At 46.3% G+C, this 19,323-nt stretch carries 15 protein-coding genes; 11 read left to right on the top strand and 4 right to left on the bottom strand.

Going from position 1 to position 19,323, the window contains the following annotated elements; translation table 11 throughout:
* Window positions 1-17: 17 nt before the first annotated feature.
* A complete protein-coding gene (locus AB1S55_RS06770) occupies window positions 18-668 on the bottom strand; it encodes an MBL fold metallo-hydrolase (RefSeq protein ID WP_370981041.1) in 651 nt (216 codons plus the stop codon).
* 148 nt (window positions 669-816) lie between these two features.
* Here AB1S55_RS06770 and AB1S55_RS06765 point away from each other — a divergent pair, with 148 nt between their 5' ends.
* From AB1S55_RS06765 to waaA, 6 genes are all read left to right on the top strand, one after another.
* On the top strand, window positions 817-1,362 hold the full coding sequence (locus AB1S55_RS06765; RefSeq protein ID WP_370981040.1) for a histidine kinase: 546 nt from the start codon (window positions 817-819) through the stop codon (window positions 1,360-1,362).
* A 60-nt stretch (window positions 1,363-1,422) separates the two neighbouring features.
* Complete coding sequence (locus AB1S55_RS06760; RefSeq protein ID WP_370981039.1) at window positions 1,423-2,382, top strand: diguanylate cyclase; 960 nt, start codon at window positions 1,423-1,425, stop codon at window positions 2,380-2,382.
* A 97-nt stretch (window positions 2,383-2,479) separates the two neighbouring features.
* Window positions 2,480-5,344, top strand: a complete 2,865-nt coding sequence (glnE, locus tag AB1S55_RS06755; protein WP_370981038.1) for a bifunctional [glutamate--ammonia ligase]-adenylyl-L-tyrosine phosphorylase/[glutamate--ammonia-ligase] adenylyltransferase — start codon at window positions 2,480-2,482, stop codon at window positions 5,342-5,344.
* A 54-nt stretch (window positions 5,345-5,398) separates the two neighbouring features.
* Entirely contained in the window at window positions 5,399-6,328 is a 930-nt protein-coding gene (locus tag AB1S55_RS06750) for a branched-chain amino acid transaminase (protein ID WP_370981037.1), read from the top strand.
* An 85-nt stretch (window positions 6,329-6,413) separates the two neighbouring features.
* Entirely contained in the window at window positions 6,414-8,192 is a 1,779-nt protein-coding gene (gene msbA, locus AB1S55_RS06745) for a lipid A export permease/ATP-binding protein MsbA (RefSeq protein WP_370981036.1), read from the top strand.
* Between the two features lie 126 nt (window positions 8,193-8,318).
* Window positions 8,319-9,581, top strand: a complete 1,263-nt coding sequence (gene waaA, locus AB1S55_RS06740; protein ID WP_370981035.1) for a lipid IV(A) 3-deoxy-D-manno-octulosonic acid transferase — start codon at window positions 8,319-8,321, stop codon at window positions 9,579-9,581.
* 63 nt (window positions 9,582-9,644) lie between these two features.
* Here waaA and AB1S55_RS06735 read toward each other — a convergent pair whose 3' ends face one another.
* From AB1S55_RS06735 to AB1S55_RS06725, 3 genes are all read right to left on the bottom strand, one after another.
* Window positions 9,645-10,925: a hypothetical protein gene (locus AB1S55_RS06735; RefSeq protein ID WP_370981034.1), complete on the bottom strand. Its 1,281-nt coding sequence runs from the start codon at window positions 10,923-10,925 to the stop codon at window positions 9,645-9,647.
* Window positions 10,926-11,143: 218 nt separating this feature from the next.
* Window positions 11,144-11,458, bottom strand: a complete 315-nt coding sequence (locus tag AB1S55_RS06730) for an RnfH family protein (RefSeq protein ID WP_370981033.1) — start codon at window positions 11,456-11,458, stop codon at window positions 11,144-11,146.
* A gap of 11 nt (window positions 11,459-11,469) precedes the next feature.
* On the bottom strand, window positions 11,470-11,904 hold the full coding sequence (locus tag AB1S55_RS06725) for a type II toxin-antitoxin system RatA family toxin (protein ID WP_370981032.1): 435 nt from the start codon (window positions 11,902-11,904) through the stop codon (window positions 11,470-11,472).
* A 93-nt stretch (window positions 11,905-11,997) separates the two neighbouring features.
* Between AB1S55_RS06725 and smpB the strand changes: the two genes are divergently transcribed.
* The 5 genes from smpB to AB1S55_RS06700 all read left to right on the top strand — a co-directional run bounded on the left by smpB (window position 11,998) and on the right by AB1S55_RS06700 (window position 19,219).
* Window positions 11,998-12,477: an SsrA-binding protein SmpB gene (smpB, locus tag AB1S55_RS06720; RefSeq protein WP_370981031.1), complete on the top strand. Its 480-nt coding sequence runs from the start codon at window positions 11,998-12,000 to the stop codon at window positions 12,475-12,477.
* Between the two features lie 87 nt (window positions 12,478-12,564).
* Window positions 12,565-13,833, top strand: a complete 1,269-nt coding sequence (gene eno / locus AB1S55_RS06715) for a phosphopyruvate hydratase (protein WP_370981030.1) — start codon at window positions 12,565-12,567, stop codon at window positions 13,831-13,833.
* A gap of 182 nt (window positions 13,834-14,015) precedes the next feature.
* Window positions 14,016-15,566 (top strand): alanine/glycine:cation symporter family protein, encoded by a 1,551-nt coding sequence (locus tag AB1S55_RS06710; protein ID WP_370981029.1) that lies wholly within the window; start codon window positions 14,016-14,018, stop codon window positions 15,564-15,566.
* A 181-nt stretch (window positions 15,567-15,747) separates the two neighbouring features.
* Window positions 15,748-18,072: an ATP-binding protein gene (locus AB1S55_RS06705; protein WP_370981028.1), complete on the top strand. Its 2,325-nt coding sequence runs from the start codon at window positions 15,748-15,750 to the stop codon at window positions 18,070-18,072.
* 10 nt (window positions 18,073-18,082) lie between these two features.
* Window positions 18,083-19,219: a PleD family two-component system response regulator gene (locus tag AB1S55_RS06700; protein ID WP_370981027.1), complete on the top strand. Its 1,137-nt coding sequence runs from the start codon at window positions 18,083-18,085 to the stop codon at window positions 19,217-19,219.
* Window positions 19,220-19,323 lie beyond the last annotated feature (104 nt).

Below are 19,323 nucleotides of genomic sequence, written 5' to 3'. Positions count from 1 at the left end.
CCTAGACCTAAAGGCCCTTAACCAAAACTGTGATCAGCAACAAAAGGGTTGGTTTGACGCTCTGCGCCAAAATTAGATTCAGGACCGTGCCCCGGTACAAAGGCAATATCATCCCCCAAAACAAAAAGCTTGTTACGAATGGAGTTTAACAAGGTCGTTAAATCACCTTGCGGGAAGTCAGTGCGGCCAATGGAACCTGCAAACAATACATCTCCCACAAAAGCGCGCTGAGCATCAGCCGAATAAAACACCACATGCCCTGGAGTATGCCCAGGGCAATGAATCACTGAAAGCTCACACTCTCCGATAGATATCGCCTCGCCATCTTTTAGCCAGCGCGTTGGAACCAGAGGCGGCTGGGCTTCAAAGCCCATCATCGATGCTTGACCATCCAATGCGTCCATCCAAAATTTATCTTCGATAGCCGGTCCAATAATCGGTAAATCTAGCTCTGCCGCTATTTGAGCGGCTCCACCAACATGATCCATATGCCCGTGAGTAAGAAGCACCTGTTTAAGCTCGACACCTAAGTCTTTGATTTTATTGAGCAAGCGAGAAACATCTCCACCAGGATCAATCACTGCAGCTTGACGAGTATTCTCACACCAAGCGATAGAACAGTTCTGTTGATAGTGCGTTACTGAAACCGTGCAATATTTCAAAGCCACTTAGACAACCTCGCATCAGCAAAAAACAGGCATTTTACCGTGTGGCGACTAAAATAGTTAGGAAACCTTTAGCAGATAGGCGGGCAAGGCCATTTTCACTCTCAGCGAAGACTACAGGGATTGTTTACAAGAAATCAGCAATGTGGCGATGGGCCAAGCTGGCGACAAGCTTGCGCGCTTATTAGATGCTTTTGTTGAACTGAGCATTCCGCATATAGAAATCATGGCACCATCAGATATTTTAATGGCACTGCACGCTATTGATACCAACCGCAGTGTCAGTGGTGTCTGCCAAGGCTTTATTGGTGGTGGTATAGCAGGTGAAGCCATGCTTTTGTTTAACGACACCAGTTTTGCAGACCTTGCCAGTATCATGCGTTACGAAGGTGAGCTAGATGAAAACAGCGAGTGTGAATTACTCATGGACACCACCAATGTGCTTTTTGGCGCATGCCTAAATGGCATCGCCGAGCAGATTGATATGGACTTTAGCTTTGGGCCCCCTATGGTGCTTGGCCAACACCAAAACATCAAAGATCTCTTTCAACTCGATAAAGCTAGGTGGAAGCATGCCCTCGTTACTGAAATCAGTTATTCAATTGAAGGCTACAATATAAATTGTGACCTACTAATAGTGATGACAGAAAACAGTCTCGAACTACTATTTAAGAAGCTAGACTACTTATTAAACTAACAGCCAAGCTACACAGCTATTGATGGCTAATAAACCGAGGCTCCTGGGCAACGCTTATAAATGGATAACAAACCGGCTCTGCTAGATGACTTTCACTGGTTGATGGATGTATTACAGTTCATCGACGTCGGCCTAGTCATCATAGACAGAAACTACAATATCCAGCTGTGTAATGCGTTTATGCAAAATCACAGCGCACGCGATTCTTCCGAGTTACTTGCCACCAACATCTTTGAAAGCTTCCCCGAGCTACCCGAAACTTGGTTTCGTCGCAAAGCCGAATCAGTTTTTAGCTTGCACAACAGTGCATTTACTACTTGGGAGCAACGTCAGTATTTGTTTAAATTCCCAAGTTATCGGCCCATCACCAGCATCGCCGAACACATGTACCAAAACAGTACGATGATCCCCCTTAAGAATATTCGTGGAGAGATCGACCACCTGTGCATCATTATTTACGACGTAACGGAAGCTGCGGTCAACCGCCAACAAAGCGACAGTTTAAACGCTGAACTGGAGCGCCTAAGCCGCACCGACGGGCTCACTGGGCTATTGAACCGTAAAGCATGGGAATTCGAGCTAGAACAAGAACTGCAGCGCTGTACTCGTTATGAAAACGCCAGTTCTATGCTGATGTTTGATATCGACCACTTTAAAAAAATTAACGACAATTACGGCCACCCAGCTGGCGACGAAGTTATTCGTCAGACTGCCAAGCTCACTCAGCAATGTGTACGCAGTGTCGATATTACTGGGCGTTATGGCGGTGAAGAATTTGCCATCATATTACCCGACACCAATGCTGACGCCGCTTTAATGCTGGCTGAACGTATCCGCAAGTGCATAGCCGACAGCACCGCCTTCTATGAGGGAACAAGTATTAATTATACGGTTAGCATTGGTATTAGCGAGTTTAGTGATCAGTTTAAAAACACAACCCAGTGGATAGACAACACCGATAAAGGCCTTTACCAAGCTAAAGAAAACGGCCGCAATAACTGCGTAATTCAAGCCACCTAAGCGAAACAGATCTAAAACAAGACCCCCTCCTTTTGCTTCGTTATACTGAAGCTCTGATCGCTATTATTTCTTCAAAGATAAATACAAGGAATGTCGCATGCCGCTGTCTCAGCTGCTTAACTCCGCGTCCTACTACACCGATTTACAACAAGCTGTCGAGCTCAAGCTCAGTAAAGAACAACAATTAGAGCTCAAACAAGCTTTAGAAAAAAGTGAGGCCAAACAGCTGGCCAAGCTCTTTGATGTTAGCCTTTACGCTCGCCGCGAGCTTGAACGCCGGCCCGAATTGCTCTTAGCGTTACTCAATCATATGCAACTTGGTGTAAAACTAGAGCGATACAGCTACAAAGAACTGATGCAAGTACAATTAATACACCTTGCTAGCATCTTTAAAAGCTCAGAGGATGACAGCATTCGCCTATGGCGCCACCTCGCCCAATTACGCATTATCTGGCGTGACAGCAATGGCCTAAGCTCACTGTTTGAAACGACCAAAGAGCTGAGCTTTCTTGCCGAACTCTGCATTCAGCACTGTGTCGACAGACATTACCACGAGCTTAGCCAGAGCTATGGTGTTCCACGCTGTGCAGAGGGAAAAAAGCAAGATTTCTACGTACTCGGCATGGGCAAATTAGGGGCTTGGGAACTCAACCTCAGCTCAGACATCGACCTTATTTTTGCCTATCCAGAAAAAGGGGAAACCGATGGCGATAAAAGCGTAGAAAACCAACAGTTTTTTACCCTTCTAGGTAAACGAGTCATTCAAAGCCTCGATGCGCAGACCACCGAAGGCCGCGCTTTTCGAGTGGACATGCGCTTGCGCCCTTGGGGTCAGAGCGGCGCGCTGGTCTCAAGTTTTGGAGCCTTAGAAACCTACTACCAAAGTCAGGGGCGCGAGTGGGAACGCTACGCCATGATCAAGGCTCGCATCGTCGCTCACTCAGGTGAGGGGGCTCGTAGTGATGAGATGATGAGTCTCTTACGCAGCTTTAGCTACCGCAAATATGTTGATTTCAGTGTCATCGATGCCTTGCGCCAACTTAAAGAAATGATCCGCCAAGAAGTGCGCCGTCGCAAACTCGATGATGACGTTAAACTCGGTGCTGGCGGAATTCGAGAAGTCGAGTTTATTGCTCAAGTATTCCAGCTTATTCGCGGTGGCCGAGAAACGGAGCTACAAGACAATCGCCTACGAAAAATCTTACCGCTGCTCGAAAAAGGTAATTATCTACCTGAGGGTAAAGCACAGCAATTATTAGAAGCGTATATTTTTTTGCGCAACTGCGAACATGCAATCCAAGCTTGGAATGACGAGCAGAGCCAAAAACTACCCCAAACACCAGAGGCCCAAAACGCATTACTGAGTTATCTCAACATAAATAGTTGGTCAGAGTTTGAAGAGCAGCTCGAACAATACCGCAGCTTAGTACGCCGTGAATTTGCCGAACTGATTGACGACAACCCCAGTGCAGAAAAAGAACAAAATATAAGTGAAGACGCCTCTGCTCTTTGGCAAGCAGCCAGCCAAGGGCTCTGCCATATCGACGGCGGTTTAAATTGCGAAGCCCTACACGAGTTCAGCCAAAGTACAGCTGTACTTCACTTAAATACCGATAGCCGTAGCCGTCTAGACAGCTTTATGCCCGTACTCTTAAGCGAGCTTGAGGCTTTTGAAAACGGCTCCGATATGCTCTTAAGGCTACTGCCTCTGGTACGAGCAGTGGTTAGGCGAAGTGCCTATCTTGTACTCTTAATGGAAAACCCAATAGCACTCAAACAGTTGTTGCAACTGGCTCAGGCGAGCACACAAATCTGCGAACAATTGGCCAAGCACCCAGCTTTGCTTGATGAGCTACTCGATATCGCCAGCCTCTATCACCTGCCAGCTAAAGAAGAACTGGCCGATGAATTACGCCGTGTCATGCTGCGCATAGAAGAGGATGACCTAGAGGCTCAGATGGAAGCCTTGCGCTACTTTAAACTGAGCCACTCTTTGCGTATTGCAGCCTGCGAAGTAACAGGTGTATTGCCATTGATGAAAGTGAGTGATTACTTAACATGGTTAGCAGAAGCCTTAGTTGAATACTGTTTAGGCCTAGCTTGGCATGCCATGACCGAACGGCACGGCTTTCCCGATGGTGAAAAAAATTGCGGCCCCTCGTTCTTAATTAGTGGCTATGGCAAGTTTGGCGGTATAGAGATGAACCACGGCTCCGATCTTGATCTGGTCTTTATTCACGATGCCAATATCCACGGTGAGACCAGCGGTCCACGTGTTATCGACAACGCTACTTTTTATATGCGCCTTGGGCAAAAACTGATTCACCTAATCGATACTCGTACACACAGCGGCCGCCTCTATGAAGTTGATATGAGACTGCGCCCATCTGGTGAGAGCGGCCCGCTAGTCACAACACTCAAAGCCTTTGAACGCTACCAAGAAAAAGAAGCCTGGACTTGGGAGCACCAAAGCTTGGTGCGTGCTCGGGCAATTTGTGGCAATGAACAGTTAAGAGAAAAGTTCAACGCCACCCGCAAGAAGATCCTGACCCAGCCGCGAGAGCTAGTCAAACTCGCCAAAGATATTGTTGATATGCGCCTTAAAATGCGCGGCCACTTAGGCACAAAGGACAGCGAAAGCGATCTTTTTCACATCAAACAGGATGCCGGCGGTATCGTCGATATTGAATTTATGGTTCAATATCTGGTTCTTGCTTGGTCGCATGCTAACCCGTCGCTCGCGACCTACACGGACAACATCCGAATTCTGGAAGCTCTCGCTCTCACTGACAAACTGTCGACCCAAGAGGTTGAACAGCTTAGTACAGCGTACAAAGCGCTGCGTGTCGTGATGCACCGACTGACTATTGAGCAGAAGTCCAATAAGATCAGTGTTAACGAACTTGTTGCAGAGCGAAATTCCGTTGTAGCAATCTGGCAGCGCCTATTTGGTACTGCTTAATTAAGGTTAAATGTCCGAGCCTAAGTTCGGACTACGTTGTAAATGGAGTCCCCTATGTCTTTTGCCGATCGCGACGGCGTTATTTGGTTTGATGGTGAGTTGGTTGATTGGCGCGATGCCAAAGTCCACGTACTTACCCACACTTTGCACTACGGCATGGGCGTTTTTGAAGGCGTCCGCGCCTATGAAGCAGGCGAACACGGCACCAGCATTTTCAAATTGCAGGAGCATACCGACCGCCTCTTCCGTTCCGCTCATATCATGGATATGGACATGCCTTACAGCAAGGAAGAGCTGAACGAAGCACATAAATTAGTGATTCGTGAAAACAATCTGCACGAAGCCTATCTACGCCCTATGGCCTTTTATGGTTCAGAAGGCATGGGTTTGCGCGCCGACAACTTAAAAACACACGTTATTGTTGCCGCCTGGAACTGGCCTAGCTATATGAGCCCTGAAGCTCGTGATGTTGGTATCAAGGTCCGCACCTCTAGCTATACCCGCCACCACGTGAATATCAGCATGTGTAAGGCAAAAGCAAATGGTCACTACATCAACTCCATGCTAGCTCTGAAAGAAGCCTTGCAATGCGGTTGTGAAGAAGCACTTTTGCTTGATAACGAAGGTTATGTTGCAGAAGGCAGTGGCGAGAATATCTTCTTGGTACGCAACGGCAAGCTCTACACCCCAGAGCTTACCTCATGCCTAGACGGTATTACCCGCGCCACTATTTTCCAGCTGGCCGCTGACTGTGGTTACGAAATTGAAGAGAAGCGTATTACCCGCGATGAGGTTTACGTTGCCGACGAAGCCTTCTTTACCGGCACTGCCGCTGAAGTGCTGCCAATTCGCGAGCTTGACGGCCGCAAAATTGGCGAAGGTAAACGTGGCCCGATTACCACCAAGCTTCAAGACTTGTACTTTAAATCAGTGCGCGGCGAACTAGCCGAGCACACCGACTGGTTGAGCCCGGTTAAAGCCTAAAGGCGATTTAGCAGCAAAATTTCCAGTTCAAAGGGCATTCATCTAGAATGCCCTTTTTTGTATGCCCTTACACAGCGGACTATCTATGAGCCCTCAGGAACAAAGCTCCGGCAAACTTTACGCTCGCCTGTTCTCTTATACCTCTAACTACAAGCGCTTTTTTCTAATCAGCTTTATTGGCTTTTTAATCTTTGCGATTAGTCAGGGCGCTTTAATTAAGTGTATCGAGCTGTTTTTAAATGAGCTCTCAGGAAAACCAACTGCATGGATTGAAAAGTGGGGTGACTATTTCCCTCCAGGCCTACTTGAAAGCATCTTTCTTTTACCCGTTATTGTGCTCGTATTAAGCCTATTCCGAGGCGTAGGCGCCTATCTTGGCTCCTACTTTATTAGCCGTGTAGGCCTTCATGTCGTCAACGATTTACGCAAGCAAGTTTTCGACAAACTTCTAAAATTGCCACAAAACTATTACGACAAAAACAGCAGTAGCAAACAAATCTCATTAGTTATCTACAACATCGAACAGGTCAGTAACTCGGTAACCAAAGCAGTAAAAACACTATTTGAAGAAGGTCTATTCTTACTGATCTTGCTGTACATGCTGTTTAGCCAAAACTGGCAGTTAACCTTAGTCTTTTTTGTCGCCGCCCCCGTCTTGATGGGTTTGGTATTTATTGCCGCTCGCTACTTTCGTAAAAGCAGCCGAAAAATCCAAGCCAGCGTTAGCAAAGTAACCCATGTAACCAGCGAAGCCATTCAAGGTATTCAAGTAGTTAAAAGCTATAACGCCGAAGACTTCGAAGCCAAGCGCTTTAAAGGTGCTGCCGATGAAAACCTGATATTCAAAACCAAATATGCTCGTGTCAGTGCCCTGCAAACGCCGATTATGCACTTTGTTATCGCTATTGCTCTGGCTTCCCTGTTTTATTTAGTATTAATTTTTTGGCCCGCCGGTGAGGCCGCCGCCGCTGTCACCTACCTGACGGCAGCAGGCGTCCTTGGTCGCCCGATTAAAGCCTTAAGCGGTATCGTATCCATGGTACAAACAGGTCTTGCCGCTGCTGAAACCATCTTTGATGTACTCGACGAAGAAGCCGAAAAAAACGATGGTACAAAAACACTACAAAAAGCGAATGGCGATATTCGCTTTCAGCAACTCAACTTTGCTTATAACGACGATCAACCCGTATTAGAGGAGCTGAATTTAGATATAAAAGCCGGCCAAACCGTTGCATTAGTAGGCCACAGCGGCAGCGGAAAAAGCACCATAGCATCACTGCTTATGCGCCTCTATCGTTGTAACAACAACAGTATTTTGATCGACGGTCACGACATTAATGATATCCAACTGGCAGAAGTGCGCCGAAACATTAGCTTTGTAAGCCAAAACCCAGTGATCTTCGAAGCCAGCGTGGAAGAAAATGTTTATTACGGTTCAGAAGAACGAGCCCCCAATAAACTGATTACAGCCTTAAAAAATGCCAACGCCTTTGATTTTGTTCAAGAGCTAGAAGAAGGTGTACACACTGATGTGGGTGAAAGTGGCGGTAAGCTCAGTGGCGGCCAGCGTCAACGCCTAGCTATTGCTCGCGCACTTTATAAAGACGCACCTATTTTAATACTGGATGAGGCGACCTCAGCATTAGATAATCACAGTGAAAAGCTGATCCAAGAAGCCTTAGACACCTTGAAACAAGGCCGTACCACACTCATTATTGCCCATAGGCTCAGCACCGTACGTGACGCCGATCAGATCATCGTGCTCGATCACGGTCATATTATTGAGCAAGGCTCTCACGATAGCTTGCTCGAGAAAAACGGCAGTTACGCAGCACTTTATAACAGCCAAAGTAAACAAAGCTAAGCCGCAGGTATGCGGCTGCTAACAATAATAAAAGGCCCCTGCTTTCAGAGATTGAACAAGGGCCTCTAGCCGCTATGCTTAAATAAGCTTTTACACTAGCCGCGACAAACCTGAGCGATACAACGCATGCGCTTTTTTTATTCCATACTTTTTTTTGTGCTACTTCCCTTAGCTTTTTGGCGTCTCTGGCAGCGCGGTAAAAAAGCGCCCGCTTATAGAGAGCGCTGGGCCGAACGTTTAGGCATAAGCTCAACAAAAGGGCGAGACCAAAGGCCCTTACTTTGGTTTCACACCGTCAGCGTTGGCGAATTTATTGCAGCCAAAAGTTTGATCCAACACTATGTCGATCAGGGCTCCCATCAACTATTGATCACCTGTATGACCCCCACCGGCTCAGAGCAAATACAAAAAAACTTTGGTAAAAACGTACTGCATTGCTACCTGCCTTATGACCTACAGCCTTGCATTAACGCCTTCTTAACACGCTATCAACCACAAGTCTTTGTATGCATAGAAACAGAACTGTGGCCCAACCTTATTCACGCCTGCCATAAAAGACACATTCCGAGTATCGTAGCCAATGCCCGTCTTTCACAAAAAAGCGCTCGAGGTTATGGTTTGGTTAAACGCATGAGCCGCTCTATGCTCAGCAAGATTACCTTGGCGGCCATTCAGAATACTGCCGATGCTGGCCGCTTTGTTAAATTAGGCCTAAAACCTGAGCGAGCCAAAATCATCGGCAACATTAAATACGATCTAAATATCCCCGAGCAGATTCAAAAAGCGGCGCAGGCCTTAAAGAAAGAGTTATGCCCTGAAGCGGAACCGGTATTTATTGCAGCCAGCACGCATTCAGGTGAAGACGAACCCGTACTTGACGCATTTTCAGCGTTAAAAAAACAATATCCAAGCTTGCGTTTAATTCTTGTGCCACGGCACCCCGAGCGCTTTAACGACGTTTACAAACTCTGCCAAGCAAGCGGATTTAATTGCTTGCGCCGCAGTGACAATAAAGAGCTAAAGAATTGCGATATCTTGCTGGGTGACACCATGGGTGAGCTGCTGCTGATGCTCGGTGCATCTGACTATGCGTTTATTGGGGGCTCATTAGTCGAAAATGGCGGCCACAATTACATTGAAGCTGCTGCATGGTCTTTACCAATTTTTGCAGGACCAAGTACCTTTAATTTCCAGCAAGTTGCCGATGAGCTGATTGAAAGTGGCGGGCTGCAGCTGGTTAAAAACAGCGTAGAATTAAGCGAGAAAGCTGAGCCATTGTTACTCGATAAAAGTGAAGCAAAAAAACGCGGTAGTGCAGCAAAAGCTGTAGCAGAAAAAAATCGCGGCGCTCAAGCCAGGCTGATTTCGCTTATTGACGAAAGGCTTTAAAACCAAAGAAAGACAAGGCAGCTCTGCAAAGAGCCGCCTTAAGATCGACCTTCCACTATTAAGTTAGCGGTTAATATCAAAAGGAAGATCGAAGGTATAAGTCTCACTGTTAAACTTGACGAGATATTCATTTACATCAGCAAGTTCTTCGTCGATACCCGGCGCAGTAAAAACTAAATTACCATTTGAGTCATATCCCACTCTAGAGGTCGCTAAATCATCAGCATCCGCGTAACGCCACATGCTACACCAACTAATTTCCGAATCTTCAGTATTTTGTTCTAGGTCACAATCCCCTGTACCGGGCTCCCACTCAGGCTCCTCAACGCTTGTCATCATATCGAGAGGGCTAGCTGAATAGCTTGCTAACGCTCCTCCCTGCTCATCGAGAATATAGCCCTTCACCATTGAGCGCCACATGACATCAATAAAACCAAATTCGGGATGATAGAGCTGTAAATCGACATACGCAGGAGTACTAGAAACAGGAAGGTCGTCACCGCCTTCACCTTCACTGCTGATATCTTCATCCCAAGTGCTAATATCCGTTCTCGATCTTAGACTTTGACTAGGATCCGTAGGTAAAAGCTCATCAACTGCAATTACGCCAAAAGGGGACAGGCTTCGATAATAAAACTGCTCACCAAAATTTAAATAGGATTTATATACACACCAGCCAGAACAGCGCTTTTCAAAAAACAGATCTTCTTGATTTAACTGCAGCTCGGAAACAAACGTTGACTCCAAATACTCATAATAACTACCGGTACTAAACCACCAACTCCCTCTTTGAGTTACTAGCTCAACACTACCCCAGGTGATATTAAGACGACCATCCAGCCTATCCCCTTCTTCTAATTGAAGCCCTTGAGCAAGAATACAGTTAGAAAACTCCAGCTCAACTTCACTACTGTCGACAGGAAGGTAAATTACGTCCGAGTCGGCAATTAAATCTAGCCTATCGTCTCTGGCTTCGAGTTCCGGTGCTTGCACTACATCCATAGAGCCTCCACCAGGGCAAGCTAGGGATTCATTACTTTCAACCAAGGACGAGATTAAAACTGGATGGGTCGTGGCAAGAATCATCTCTTTAAGTAATTCCACATCGCGATAAGCCAACATGGCAGCACTAGTTAGTAACTCGAGATTATCTTCTGTAAGTACAGCTCGCTTAGTGTTTCCCTCGTAGGGTTTAACAAGCAAACCTAAATCTGGAGAAGAGCTCACTTGCGGTGAAGGACTAGCCTCAACCAGTGCGGTTTCAGCTGTTTTTTCCTCACTCGAGCCGCCACAAGCCGTAAGAGCAATGAAAGTCCAGCTCAGCAAAACATTACGTAAATTCATGCAAGGACAATCCCTATCTTATTGTTATTACAATGTTTTTTAATATTTTCAACCAAGGTCGCAGTGTAAAATATGAGTAAAAACAATACAAACAAGCAGATCAATTAACGAACTCAGAAAACACTGATCGACCTGACAAAGCGTTTAAAAGGAATGAAATAAAACGGCGCTAAGCCGAGTATCAAGCAGCAATTGCTTCATAACATGGATACAGCAGGCTAAGCCTTTTTAGCCGCTGCACGTTTGCGGCGCACTTCTTTAGGGTCGGCAATTAAGGGACGATAGATTTCAATTCTGTCGCCTTCTTGCAATACGTATTCACGAGCAGCGGCTAAGCCTTTAGAGCCTAAAGCCTGGCCAAAGAGACCAAATTTCGCACTTTCCAAATCTATCTCTGGAAATTCCTCACAGACTTTCGACTTTAAAGCGGCGTCGTAAGCCGTGGTACCCGGCTCAACCATAACCGCGATGATCAATTGTTTTTCAGGTGTGGCGTAAGCCACTTCTACAGCGATCGGTTCTATATCTGTCATCTCGTACTCACTTAATTTAAATAGACCTGCTTAGCGCGGCGGCACAAAGCATCTACTTGTTCAGAAGCGCTAGCTTGCATTAACTTAGGCAAAGCTAAAGCAGCTAGGCCTTTTTTAACATCAAAATCTAAACGGAAGATCACTTTGCAGGCGTTTTCACCCAGCGCTTGAAACAACCACTCCCCCTCAAAACGCTGAAAAGGCCCTTCGAGCAGGCTTATGGTCATTGAGTGAGGCGCGTTTAAGATATTGCGGGTAGCAAAACTTTGCTTCACCCCCATGCGGCTTAAATGCAGCCTAGCTTCAAGCCAGTTCTCACCTTGGCCAAGTAACTCTGCGGCAACACAGCCAGGCATAAACTGCGGATAAGCTTCAAAATCGTTGACGAGATCAAACATCTGCTTACAACTAAAATTAACTAGCGCGCTGCGCTCTATCGTTGACAAAAAGAGGACCTTCAGAAAAAAGACGCCATTTTAACACTTCACGACACGAACGACAGGGGGACAAGTGCTCGGCAAGACCGTATAATCCGCGCCATGGCAAAAAAAGGTAAAAGCAAAACTCCCAGTAATAATATCGCGCAGAACAAAAAAGCGCGCTTTGATTACTTTTTGGTGGAGAAATTCGAAGCGGGCTTAGAGCTGCAAGGCTGGGAAGTTAAGAGCTGCCGTGCCGGCAAAGCTCAGCTAACCGATAGCTATGTGTTTTTCAAAAACGGCGAAGCCTTTTTACTGAATACACAAATCCAGCCGCTGCCAACCGCATCTACGCACTTTGTATGTGAGCCGACGCGCTATCGCAAACTGCTGATGCACCGCAAACAAATAGACAAACTTGCCTCTCACGCTGATCAAAAAGGCTATACCGTGGTTTGCACCGCGCTGTATTGGAAAGGCCATATGATCAAAGCCGAGATATGCATCGCCAAAGGTAAGCAGCAACACGATAAGCGCAATGTGGAAAAAGAGCGCGACTCTAATCGCGAGATGCAGCGCGCCATGCAGCGAGCGCGCTAAAGGCATCATGCTCTAAAGTAATCGTCACTTAAAACTGCAAGAACTCACTGTTACACTGCTGTAAACCCATTCAGCACGGAGAGCAGTATGAGTAGCATTAAGCATATCGACGCCCAGGAAATTCTTGACTCCCGCGGCAACCCCACAGTTCGAGTATATATTCAACTCAGTGATGGCAGTGAGAGCTTCGCCTCCGTCCCTTCCGGTGCTAGTACCGGCGCCAATGAAGCTGTAGAGCTCAGAGATGGAGGCATACGCTATGGCGGTCTCGGCGTACAAACTGCGGTTAACAATGTCAAAGGGGAGATAGCCTCAGCACTTATTGGCAACAGTGTATTCGATCAAGCCCTTCTCGATCGGAAGCTTATCGAACTAGACGGCACCGATAATAAAGCCCGACTTGGTGCCAACGCGATCCTTGGCTGCTCTATGGCTATAGCTCGTGCCGCAGCTCAGTCTTGCAATTTGCCCCTTTATCATTACTTAGGCGGCAGCGCAGCTGTGCGCTTACCTGTGCCTTGTATGAATATTGTCAATGGCGGGGAACATGCGGATAACAGCGTTGATTTTCAAGAATTTATGGCCATCCCTATTGGCGCCCCCACTTTTGCAGAAGGTTTACGTTATGTTGCTGAAACCTTTCATCAACTAAAAGCCCTACTTAAAGCTGACGGTTTAGCCACAAGTGTCGGGGACGAAGGCGGCTTTGCTCCAAATTTCAGCAGCAACGAAGCCGCCATTGAGATGATTATTCAAGCCATAGAGGCCGCAGGCTACAAGCCCGGCGAGGATATTGCCATCGGCCTAGATAGCGCAGCTAATTCTTTTTGCACCAACTTAGAAAGTAATTACGATTTACGCTGGTCTGGCCGTGGCCCAATGAGCAGTGAAGAACTTATTGCCTTAAGTGAAGAATGGGTAAATAAATACCCCATCATTCTTTGGGAAGACCCATTAGCAGAAAAAGACTGGAGTGGCTTTAAAAGCTTTACTGAGCGCTTAGGTGACAAAATTGAAGTTGTTGGTGATGATATTTTTGTGACAAATACCAAATACATTCAACGCGGTATTAATGAGGGCAGTGCGAACTCATCACTGATTAAACTTAACCAAATAGGCACCGTCAGTGAAGCCGCCAGCGCGGTTCGCTTGTGTAGAAATGCAGGTTGGCGAGCATTCCACTCCCACCGCTCAGGCGAAACCGAAGATAGTTTCTTAGCTGACTTTGCTGTAGCCATGGACAGTGGCCACTTAAAAACTGGCTCCGCCAGTCGAGGTGAGCGCTTGGTGAAATACAATCGTTTATTAGAAATCGAACGCAAACTTGGTGATGCTGCAGAATATTATTGGCAATAGATTTACAATTAAACGCTAGTTACGAATAAAGACATCTTTGCAGTTTTTCTAGGCTGCAAAGATTTTCTCAACTCAAAGCGCTACAATCCCTGCCCGTGGCACGCTCTATGTATAAAAAACATATAAGCTGGCACCTCAAATAAGAAGCTGTCACTCAGCCATAACTTTACCACGGGGAACTCATGTCTTATCTTATTCGTATTGCGCTTATTCTCGGCGCAAGCTTGCTATTTTCAAGTTCCAGCCTTGCCGAAACCAGCCAGAGCTTTAGCCAGTGTCTGGATGTTGAAGGCCAAGGCATAGACTACTGCGCTGACCAAGCTGTTGCGCCGATAAGTAACTGGATAGCCGGCAAAGTCTTTTACGAAATCCCTGTTACCGAGACGATAAAAATCCGCTGGATTGTTATTTGGTTAATTGCCGGTGCACTGTTTTTCACCTTTTATTTACGTTTTGTTAGTTTCTGGGGCTTTAAACACGCCATTGATCTTGTTCGTGGTAAATACGCCGACCCTCATAGCCCTGGTGAAGTCAGCCATTTCCAAGCTTTAACCACCGCGCTTTCCGGTACCGTTGGCCTAGGTAATATTGCCGGTGTCGCTGTCGCCATTTCTTTAGGCGGCCCCGGTGCAACCTTCTGGATGATACTCGCGGGCTTATTGGGCATGAGTTCAAAGTTTGCGGAGTGTACCTTGGGTGTTAAATACCGTATGTACCACAGCGATGGCTCTATTAGCGGCGGCCCCAAATATTATTTAACTACAGGCCTTGCCGAGCGCAACTTACCCAACTTAGGTAAAGTATTAGCCTTCTTTTTTGCCATTTGTTGTATAGGCGGCTCAATAGGGGCTGGCAATATGTTTCAATCGAACCAAGCCTTTGCCATGACCTTACAAGCCACAGGTGGTGAAACTAGTCCATTGGCAGGAAAAGGCTGGCTCTTTGGGCTGGTGATCGCAATCTTGGTGGGTTTTGTCATTATTGGTGGCATTCGCTCTATCGCCAAAGTTACTGCCAAACTCGTACCTTTAATGGCCAGTATCTACGTCATCACGGCCGTTGTGATTCTCTTAAGTAATTTCACTCATATCCCCGATGCATTTGCTTTGATCATTAAGGGCGCCTTTTCACCAGAAGGCGTTGTGGGTGGTTTTATTGGCGCGATGATTCAAGGCTTTCAGCGCGCAGGTTTTTCAAACGAAGCCGGTTTTGGTTCCGCGGCGATAGCTCACAGCGCTGTTAAAACCAAAGAACCGGCTACCGAAGGTTTTGTCGCCCTGCTTGAACCATTTATCGATACCGTCGTGATTTGCACCATGACGGCTTTGGTCATCATTATTACCGGCAGCCTTAATAACGCAAACGAGCTCAGCGGTGTTGCATTAACGGCTTCGGCTTTCTCCTCTGTCTTCCCTTGGTTCGAAGTCATTTTAGCAATTGCCGTGGTGCTCTTTGCCATCTCGACCATGCTGAGCTGGTCTTATTACGGCTCGATTAGCTGGGGTTTCCTATTTGGCCGTAGCGCTATCGCTACCTATAGCTTTAAGGTGCTGTTCTGTTTGTTCATCATCCTTGGGGCCATGGCCAGTCTTGGTAATGTCATCACCTTCTCTGACTCTATGGTGTTTTTAATGAGCCTCTTCAATATCGCAGGCCTCTATCTCTTAGCACCAGTTGTACGTAAAGAGGTGCAAGAATACAAACAGCGTATGGGGCAAAAGAACAGCGACTAAAACCCGCCAAGCCCCCCCCTACTGCAAGCGAATAAATTCCCCTATTTCATGGCAAATGGCTTCTATACTCATAGAAGCCACAGCGAAGCGATGGTTATTGACTTCACTTTATCCATGAGACACTGCCATGTACGGCTCTCTATCAGGCCCACTGCCCTCTTTAGTGATCACCGAGGTGTAAGTGAGCAGCGAGCTAGAAAAGCAACTCGCGCAGGCACTTAAAAGGTGCCAACAACTCGAAACCCAGTTGGAGCAGAATACGCTCGAATTGGGTAAGGCTAAGCTCGCCCAAGAGAAACTAGCCGACTCCTTAGAGGCTCAAGTACAAGCGCGCACTCAAGAGCTTGAAGAGACCCGTGACGAAGCCTTGGCCAGCGCCAAAACCAAAAGCCTGTTCCTAGCGAACATGAGCCACGAGATACGCACGCCAATGAACGGGGTGCTTGGCATGCTTCGAGCTCTACAAAACTGTCAGGACGAAACAAAAAGTAAGAAGTTAATTAATACCGCCATGGAAAGCGGCGAGTTACTTGTTTCTATCATCAACAATATTCTTGAGTTTTCTAAGCTCGATAGTATTGAACTAGAACTAGAGAACGCCGAGTTCAACCTCTATACATCACTGGAAGATGTCGTACACAGCTTTGCCTCCAATGCGCACGTCAAAGGCCTCGATATTATCTCCGCCTTGGACCCCAACCTGCCCATGCGAGTGAAAGGTGATGTCACACGCATTAAGCAAGTGGTAGGCAACCTAATCAATAACGCCATCAAATTTACTGAGCAAGGCGAAGTCACTATTGGTGCTCAACTCAATGATGACAAAAGCATCCGTATTTTTGTAAACGACACCGGCATTGGTCTAAATGAGCAGCAGCAACAACGTATTTTTAAAGCTTTTGGCCAAGCTGATAGTTCAACCACACGCCAATATGGCGGCACCGGCCTAGGTTTAAGCATCAGCGCTAAACTTGTACGCCAGTTCGGCTCACGCATAGAGATAAAATCCCAACCTAAGCAAGGCTCCACGTTTTATTTTGACCTCCCCATAGAGTTCATTGATAAAACCAGTTTTTGCTCACTGTATGGCAAATACCTACACAAGAGCATCATCGTTTTTGTCAGCCTCAGTGTCGGGCGCCGAGCCTTCTACCAACGCTGCTTTACCATGCTTGGCTGCCAAGACTTTATGGTACTGAATTCACTGGCAGAGCTTAAGCTACGGCCCGGACTTGTTGCACATCACCATCTAATATTACTCGATCATGATGATATGACGGCATTGGATAAATGCCTCGCTGAACTTAATAACATCAAGCTCACTAATATCAATGTCGTCAATATAAGCCGCTACCAAGACAATGAACAAAGTGACAAGCGCCAACTGAAACACCTCTGCAAGCCCGTTTGCCATAACGAGCTTTACCAGTGTTTAACCGGCAAGCAAATTGAATTCAAAGAGCAAGAAAAACTTCACTACAGTTTTATTGGAAAGCGCTTACTTGTGATTGACGATAATTACGTCAACCTGCAAGTCGCAAAAGAGCTGTTTGAAAGTGTTGGTTTTCAGGTAGAAATAGGTATTAGCGGCCTAGATGCATTAGAGATGGTTCAACACCTAGACGTTGATGTTGTGATGATGGACATTCAAATGCCACATATGGACGGTTTAAGCGCAGCCAAAGCCATTCGAGCTTTAGGCAGCGAATACCAACAATTGCCCATCGTCGCTATGACCGCCCACGTCATGCAAGAAGACCGCAAAAAAAGTTTTGACGCCGGCATGAACGCCCACCTCACCAAACCCATAGAGCCAGATAAAGCCATGAGTGAACTCGCCCAACTATTAAAGGTAGAAGCCATAGAACACAGTGAGCACGACCACAGTCACAATGAAAGCACAAGCCTACCGGAACTCGACGGTTTTAATTTAGAAGATGCCGTTAAGCGTTTACGAGGAAATTGGGACAGGCTTAAAAAACTGCTGATATCGTTCATTAACAACAACACCGATGCTGATGAGCGCATGCAAACCTTTCTTGAACAAGCGCAGTGGGAAGACGCCGAACGCTTAGCTCATCAACTTAAAGGCTCTGGAGCCAATTTAGGTGCCGACACACTCAGCCTATGTGCTGGCCATATAGAGCAAGATCTTAAGGATAAAAACCCAGAGGCGGCCAAACAACGACTCGACACATTCAGAGAAGAAATTCTAAAACTTAAACAAGCACAAACTATACTGCTTTATGACAGCATGAATGAAACTCAAGCGCCCTCGTGTCCACTAAACGACAATAGCGGCCCCATGATTAGGTTGCTTGAAGATATAGAGAAACACCTACAGTTTGATCTAGCCAAGGCCATGAGTGGTATAGAAACCTTAGTTGGACAATGTAAAAACACACCGTATCAGGGTTTTACAGAAGAGCTAAGCCGCGCTTTTGATAACTTCGACAATGACAAAGTCCTGCAATTAATTAAGGAAAAACGAGCTCAACTTCAGTGAGTGAACGATTATGAGCAAATTAAAAATAACCGTCATCGACGACAGCGCCGAAGATATACACCTTCTGCTCAGCATTCTTAAGGACGACTACCAAATTAACGCCGCTAAAAGTGCAAAACAGGCGTTTGAATTGTTTAAACAGCAAAAGCCCGATGTCGTTCTGCTGGATGTCAACATGCCCGACATGGATGGCTACGAGGCCTGCAAGATTATTAAGGAAGACCCCGAGCTTAACAGCATTGATGTGATCTTTTTATCGGCCAATGACAGCACCGATGAAATCATTCGCGGCTTAGAACTCGGCGCCCTCGACTACATAGTCAAGCCCTACGACAGTGAGCTTTTATTACAAAAAGTACGCAGCGCAACCTCACGCGTAAAAAGCACCCATCAACTTAAAGAACAAGCCGACCAAGCCAACCAAATTGTCTACACCATGCTCAGCGAGAGTGCGGGCCTGAGCACCACCATCAACTATTTTAGAAACTGTTTTTCTGCCAACGACCTAAATGACCTAATGAAAGCCACGCTCAGCGCTTTTAACGACATTAACCTCAATGCCGCTCTGTATTTTCATATAGGCAACCAGCGCCTAGCCTTCACCAGCAATGGCGACCCAACGATGTTGGAGCAAGAACTACTAGAGCGTTTTAGTGCTTATGAGCAGCCCTTCTTTGAGCAGGGCGAGCGCATGTTTGTTGTGCAAGAACACCTTGTACTACTTATTAAAAATATGCCTACAGACAATGAAAAACGCGGCTCACTCAAGGATCATTTAATGACTTTGTTAGAAGGCTGTCGAGCTAAATTGGAGCTTTTTAAAAAACTTAATGAAAGTTCCAGTAAAAAGCTCACACAAATTTATAAGGCCATAGACGAAGCCCAAAGCGTATTGGCCAATCTACAAAGTAAACAAGAAGAACATAAGAAAGTCAGCCTCAGCATCTTAGATGAGATGGTTGCAGAAGTAGAAAAAAGCTTTTTTAGCATGGGGCTTACCGATACCCAAGAACACACCTTATTAACTATCTTATCCGAAACCGGCACCCGCTCACTTGAACACATGGAAAGTGGCCTCAAGCTTGATGAACACATTAAACAGTGTGTGCTCAACCTATCAAAAGCAGCCGCCGACGCCTTGCGCTAAATCCTAAAGATCAGAATAAAGATCTCTTAATTATCATTTTATAAAAACCGAGAAGAAAGAAAACGTGGTCGACAGAAACATGCCTGCCGACCTTCGAACCAAAC

The organism is Agaribacterium sp. ZY112 (assembly GCF_041346925.1).
GTDB lineage: Bacteria > Pseudomonadota > Gammaproteobacteria > Pseudomonadales > Cellvibrionaceae > Agaribacterium.
Note: the sequence above shows the minus strand (reverse complement) of the source record. Positions and strands in the feature narration are given on the sequence as shown.